At 38.4% G+C, this 6,163-nt stretch carries 6 protein-coding genes; 3 read left to right on the forward strand and 3 right to left on the reverse strand.

Annotated features, from left to right (window positions below; genetic code table 11):
- The first annotated feature begins 219 nt into the window (after nt 1–219).
- Nucleotides 220–801 (forward strand): helix-turn-helix domain-containing protein, encoded by a 582-nt coding sequence (locus CWATDRAFT_RS29025; RefSeq protein WP_007308316.1) that lies wholly within the window; start codon nt 220–222, stop codon nt 799–801.
- A gap of 154 nt (nt 802–955) precedes the next feature.
- On the opposite strand, the gene CWATDRAFT_RS29030 is transcribed toward CWATDRAFT_RS29025, so the two are convergent.
- Complete coding sequence (locus CWATDRAFT_RS29030) at nt 956–1,351, reverse strand: hypothetical protein (protein ID WP_007308321.1); 396 nt, start codon at nt 1,349–1,351, stop codon at nt 956–958.
- 79 nt (nt 1,352–1,430) lie between these two features.
- On the opposite strand from CWATDRAFT_RS29030, the gene CWATDRAFT_RS29035 reads away from it, so the two are divergent.
- A complete protein-coding gene (locus CWATDRAFT_RS29035) occupies nt 1,431–2,870 on the forward strand; it encodes an NF041680 family putative transposase (RefSeq protein ID WP_007308317.1) in 1,440 nt (479 codons plus the stop codon).
- Nucleotides 2,871–3,087: 217 nt separating this feature from the next.
- Nucleotides 3,088–3,690, forward strand: a complete 603-nt coding sequence (locus CWATDRAFT_RS29040; protein WP_007308318.1) for a transposase — start codon at nt 3,088–3,090, stop codon at nt 3,688–3,690.
- 192 nt (nt 3,691–3,882) lie between these two features.
- Here CWATDRAFT_RS29040 and CWATDRAFT_RS29045 read toward each other — a convergent pair whose 3' ends face one another.
- Nucleotides 3,883–4,821, reverse strand: a complete 939-nt coding sequence (locus CWATDRAFT_RS29045) for an SGNH/GDSL hydrolase family protein (protein ID WP_007308320.1) — start codon at nt 4,819–4,821, stop codon at nt 3,883–3,885.
- 338 nt (nt 4,822–5,159) lie between these two features.
- On the reverse strand, nt 5,160–5,867 hold the full coding sequence (locus CWATDRAFT_RS29050; RefSeq protein ID WP_007308319.1) for a group II intron reverse transcriptase: 708 nt from the start codon (nt 5,865–5,867) through the stop codon (nt 5,160–5,162).
- Nucleotides 5,868–6,163 lie beyond the last annotated feature (296 nt).

The raw sequence follows: 6,163 nt of genomic DNA on the forward strand, positions 1-6,163 counted from the left end.
GCGATTAGTTACTGGTATTGGTGAAGGAAAACGCAAAGACCAACTGCAACAAATTTCCCCAGAAGCAACAGAAACCGCTACCCCTGTCACTCGTTAAAATAGTAGGGTGGGCATTGCCCACCATCAGCTAAAAAAAATTAGGGGTTTCATAAACCTAGTGCAGCTTGGCGAAAGTAATCCACCAGATTTTTACAGAAACTTTCGTGACTAGCCACGACAATGTGTTTCAATGAAACTAACGGAAGAATCTCGAAGTTGATGTCCATGATAAAAGCATTGCCAATTAACCTCTCCAACCTACAGAAAACAGTACTCCAACAAATAGTGAGAGGGACAACAAACCCCTATCGCCTTGTTAGACGAGCCAAGCTAATCTTAGCCGCAGCATCAGGAGAGAGCAATAGTTCGATTAGTCGAAGATTAGAATTAGACCGAGTACAAGTGCGTCAGTTGCGATCGCGATGGTTTGAGGAGAGAGAAAAACTGAGTGCCGCCGAAGAACAACAGGTAACGGAGAAAGCATTAATGGTCTTGATCAAAGGAATTTTAAGCGATCGCCCAAGACCTGGAACAACAAAATCCTTTACGGTCGAACAAGTAGTCCAGATTGTAGAGATCGCTTGTGAAGAATGTGAAAAATCAGACAGACCAGTGAGCCATTGGACACCTTCAGAGTTGGCGGATGAAGCCATAAAAAGAGGAATTGTCGAAAAGATTTCCCCCCGTAGTGTGGGGCGTTTTTTAAAAAGAAGCGACATTACAACCACATCTCGTTCGTTACTGGTTAAATGCCAAAATTGATGATCCCTTAAAATTTAAAATTGGACTTTGAATAAAAAACAATTGTTAGCGTAAATTTTACGCTAAACATATCTCCAGAGCTAAAATAGAGAATTAAGGTGATTTTAAAAACTCTCTTTCCATCTTTTTAGGGGATTTTAAATATAAAATAGCTTCATTCAGTTTCGGTTCCAATATAGATATCTAAGTAGCTTTCAGTTAGAGATTGAATGACTCGTTCTAATTCATCAATGAGATTTCTTCTAGTGAGTTTTTCTACAGCATCAATATGAGCAGAACTTCCGGCTCGTCCTAAATATTTATATTTGGTTTTTTTCTCATTATTAGTGCCCATAGGAAAAATTGATTCAGCAGCCTGTAGTTTATAATACCAGTAGATTGTTCCCTTTCCATTAACCTGATAACGAATAATATGACAATTAGCTGGTGCTACTTCCCCTTCCCGTTCAATTTTCTTTATTTTCTGTTTAAGAGAGCGAATTAGACTCTTAATTTGTTTGGCTCTCAGGTGGACATCTTGACTGGTCTTAAGTTCGGAATGTGATGACATTAGCCTTAACTGTAACAAACAACCTCTTTTGATGTTAGCGTATATATTCCGCTAATTTATAAGGTAATAAATTTTGAAAATGACCAAAAATGAAACGGCTACGTCTGTCGAGGAATTCCTGGTGTGGAGGTCTAACCTCTTCCAAGGACTAAAAGCTAGAAAAGAAACTATTATAGAATTACTCGATGCCCTCTCCAGTAACCAACAAGCTCACTCAGTCGTTGAATTGTCTCTCAATCCTTTATTTAGAAGAGATTATAACAGTTTATATAGAGGAATTCAAGAGTTTTTACCCACTCAAACTGACCCTAATTATGAACAGAGAATTGAGACTTTATTTTCAGCGGTATCGAGAACAATTCCTCCCACTTCAAAACATTATAACTTATTTGGTATTGACACAACTCCCTGTCCACGACGGTTTGCCGAAACGTTAGCGGATAAAACCTTTATTCATTACCCCAATCCAATTAAGGGAAATAAACCCATTAATATTGGACATTGTTATTCCGTTGTCTGCGCTTTACCTGACCAAATAGACACAGAAAAAGTCCCTTGGGCTGTCCCCTTATCAGGAGAGCGAGTCCCCTCTAAACATAAAGGAGTAAATCAAGGCAATCAACAACTAAAAAAAATCTGGCAAAGTTCTTTATTTTCTGATAAATTATCTGTCTTAGTGGCTGATAGTGACTACAGCCAAAAGGATTTTATTGGGGAACAAGTTAAGCATGAAGACCTAGTTACTATTACAAGAGTTAGAAGTGACCGAGTTTTTTATCGTCAATTTATTCGGGACCCAAATCAAGCCAAAACTTCGGGACATCCCCGTTGGTATGGGGATAAATTTGACCTTAAAGATGACCAAACTTGGACTGAACCTGATGAAGTTCATCCTGTTCCCTTTACAATGAAAAAAGGTCGTCAATTAACAGTGACTATTTCGGGATGGAAACAGATGTTAATGAGAGGAACTAAAAACTATAAAATGAACAATCACCCCTTTACTTTACTCCAGATTGTTGTCAGAGATCAAGAAAGAAATAGTATTTGGAAACCTATGTGGCTTATTGTTATTGGTTCTCGGCGCGATGAGTTAAGTTTAGTTGATTGTTATCAGTGTTATCGACAACGTTATGACATGGAACATCTTTTTCGATTTGGTAAACAAAGATTATTGATGACATCTTATTTAACTCCCGATGTACATCATGAAGAAAATTGGTTTAAACTAACACTTCTTTCTTATGTAAATTTGTGGGCTGCCAGAAAATTAGCTGTGGTTTTACCCCGTGATTGGGAACAGTATTTGAAGACTAATAAATCCATCAAAATCACCCCTAGTCTAGTTCAAAGAGACTTTTCAAGAATAATTACGACCTTGGGGACTTTCGCCAAATTTCCCAAACGTCGAGGTTTTTCTTCCGGACGTATTAAAGGTTACAAAAAAGCCCCACGAACTCGTCATGATGTTATCAAGAAAGGGAGCAAAAAATCAACTGAAAACTTAAAAGCTCCTTAGTTTTCCTCAGAATCTATAGATTAGCCCTATTTGTTAGCCAATTTTATTGACTGATACAGAGCCGATATTTTGGGATTTTAGTTTAGCGTAAAATATACGCTAACAAACTTTTTTTGTCCAAAGTCCAATTAAAAAGCAAGTCAAATATATCTGTGAACTTCATCAAGAAGCTAAAACTTTGTTAGAACAAGGAATTCATTTAATTAGTACAGATTAAATGACAGGGATTCAAGCTCTTGAGAGATTATTTCCGAACAAAAGAATCAAGCCTAAACAAGTAGAAAAAATCGAATTTGAATATGAAAGACACGGAACTTTAAGCTTGATTGCGAACTGGGATGTGGCAAGAGGAAAAGTTGTTAGTCCCTCTATTGGACCGACAAGAACAGAACAAGATTTTTCTGAACATATCCAGAGAACGATTAAGATTGATGAAAAAGCAGAATGGATTTTTATTGTAGATCAACTCAACACTCATAAATCGGAAAGCTTAGTCAAATTAGTAGCAGAAAGCTGTGGAATTACTATTGATTTGGGAAGAAAAGGAAAGGAGGGGATTTTGCAATCTATGGACAGCAGAGCAGATCTTTTATCAGATGAATCTCATCGAATTCGCTTTGTTTATATTCCCAAAAATACATCGTGGTTTAATCAAATTGAGTGTTGGTTTTCGATCTTAGTCCGGCGTTTACTCAAAAGAATTACTGTCCGTTCAACTGAAGAACTATCCCAAAAAATTCTCAATTTTATTGATTACTTTAATCAACATTTTGCTAAGCCGTTCGTTTGGAAATTTAAGGGCTTTAAAGATCATAAGTGACTGGTGGATTATTTTTGCTAAGCTGCACTAGACGCTCACGCTTACAGACTTCCTTCTAGTAAGGGTTGTAAGTTACTCCTGAAGTGGGACAAATCGCCCCTACTAAAAATAAGTAAAAATACGGGGGCGATTTTTCCTGCGTCTGTCTCTAAACTAGCTAGTTTTATCGAAGTTGCAAGATGTGAGATAAACTTAAACTTTTTGCTTGAGAAAAATTCCGCTTATTCCTATGACAATTAAACCAAAAACAGCACTGGGTTCTGGAACTCCTAAGGCTTCTAAAGCCAAATTACTAATTAGTTGATGGCCTCTAGTAGTAGGATGAATACTATCCCAGAAAAGATATTCATCGGGGTTAGAACAAGGTACTACTCCAGAAAGACAGCTATCAGTTACATTAGTAAACCCAAAAAGACTAGGCTCATTAGTAATTGTTTGAAACTGTTGATTAGCATCTAAAAGTCTAATATTAGCGTGAGGAAAACTGGTTTGTAAAATATCAAGTGTTGTTGAAAGTGCGTTATTATGGCCTTGTGTTAATAGGTTTAAACCGGCAGATTGAGCGGGATCGCTAACACCTGGAGTATCCCCCAAATTAGGTAAATTACCTACTAATATATTTTTAGCTCCGTTTGTTAATAAAGTTTGTAAATTTGTTTGAAGATTACTAATTGGGTTCATAGGAGAAATTTCTCCCCCAAAAATATAATCATTAGCTCCTGCCCAAACAATATAAAGTGCGTGAGGGTCATAGTCCGTATAGCTGGCAATTTGTTGAGTTAGTCCATCAAACACTGGAGGGGGAGTAAATCCTGGAGCAAAATTAATGGCGTTGATATTACCCGTTAAGGCTCCACCAATAGCATAATTAGTGTTAGGATTAGTAGCAATTCCTAAACTATCCGCTAAATATTCAACCCAGACCGGACCATTAGAATATCGGGGATTACTTGGGCTACCATAGGCAGGAAAAGTACCTCCTGTTTCAGTAAAAGCTCGACCTAAATCCGATAAACTGTCGCTAAATACAACAAGTTCAGTAAAACCGGCTGCACTAACGGCTGGTGAACAGCAAAAAGAACTGATAATTAAACTGCTAGTTACAAACCATTTCTTAACACTAGGATTCATTTTTAATTAAATCAAAAAACTTCATCTCAATTGTACTGATTTTTTTCGTCTCTTTTCTCCATATTATTGCGTAAATTCTTGAGATTCTGATACAAAATCCCCTTGCCATACCCCCTGGGCAAAAATTAGGACGCGCACTAGACAGACGCAGGAGAAATCGCCCCCGTATTTTTACTTATTTTTAGTAAGGGTCAACGGCCGTTGACCCCTACTTAGTAGGGGGCGATTTTTCCCACTTAAGGAGTAACCTACAGGTTGAGTCGAGGGGAGCTATTATGCTCCGCCCCTCTCGTTTAGATCCGGACGTGCGTATTTCTACGCATCCGGCTCCCGACAAATTAGACTTTTCCAGTCTTGCCCATGTGGATATATTGGTGACAGCTATGGTGGACTGCCATTAAGTTTTTGGGTTTCCAATTATCGTGGTTTCCGTCTATGTGATGTAGGTGAACCCTCTCATCGTCCATAAACTTTAATCCACAATGTCCACATGAATGGTCTTGTCTTTTCAGACATTTAGAGGTTATTCCGTCATAGAGCTTGTTTTTACGCTTACTCCAGTAAACGGTGTCTCCGTCGTAGGGTGATTTATTTCCTTTGACGTTGACATGACGGTTTTCACTATAAGGTACTGTTGGAAAAGCCTTCTTGATAAGTTCTGTTGCCGTGTGTCGGTTCAGTTTCTTTTCTTTGTTGAAGACTTTGAAGGCTTTATGTGATGTTCCCCATAAGGAGAAGCGAGAGCCGTCCAATTTACAATACCTGTGATAATTTCGCCATCCTCTTACTAGGGGGGCTAATTTCTTAGCTTTAACCCTAGCCCCATAATTCGAGCAGTTGACGATGTTTTTAACTTTCTTACGGAATGCTTTGTAATTGTCCTCTGATGGGACGCATCTGAACTTTCCGTTGGAATGTACTTTGAAGTGCCATCCTAGAAAGTCAAATCCATCTGTCGATTTGACTAACTTGGTTTTCTTTTCACTCACCTTTAGCCCTCTGTCCGCCAGGAATTCTTGAATGTCTTTGAGTATCTTGTCTTGCATCGTCTTTAGGCTTTAGAATACCACCATGTCATCCGCATTACGGATGCTGCTGTGGATGTCTTCTATACCGTCCAATGCACGTAAGTAATAGTGGATTACACCCCCCTTGGGGGTCCTTGTCTGCAATGAGGTTACCCCTGTTTAGCATCTCATAACCTGTTAATGTGGGGGCATATCTTTTCTATAAGGGGGTAACGTGGAAGCTTTTATATAGCTAGATCTCTATACCCTTGGTGAGTAAATATGGAAACTTACGTGCTAACTAGGTTACGAATCTGTAAAAGTAGGCTTAAGGG

Origin of the sequence: Crocosphaera watsonii WH 8501, from assembly GCF_000167195.1 — a bacterium.
Taxonomy (GTDB): Bacteria; Cyanobacteriota; Cyanobacteriia; order Cyanobacteriales; family Microcystaceae; genus Crocosphaera; species Crocosphaera watsonii.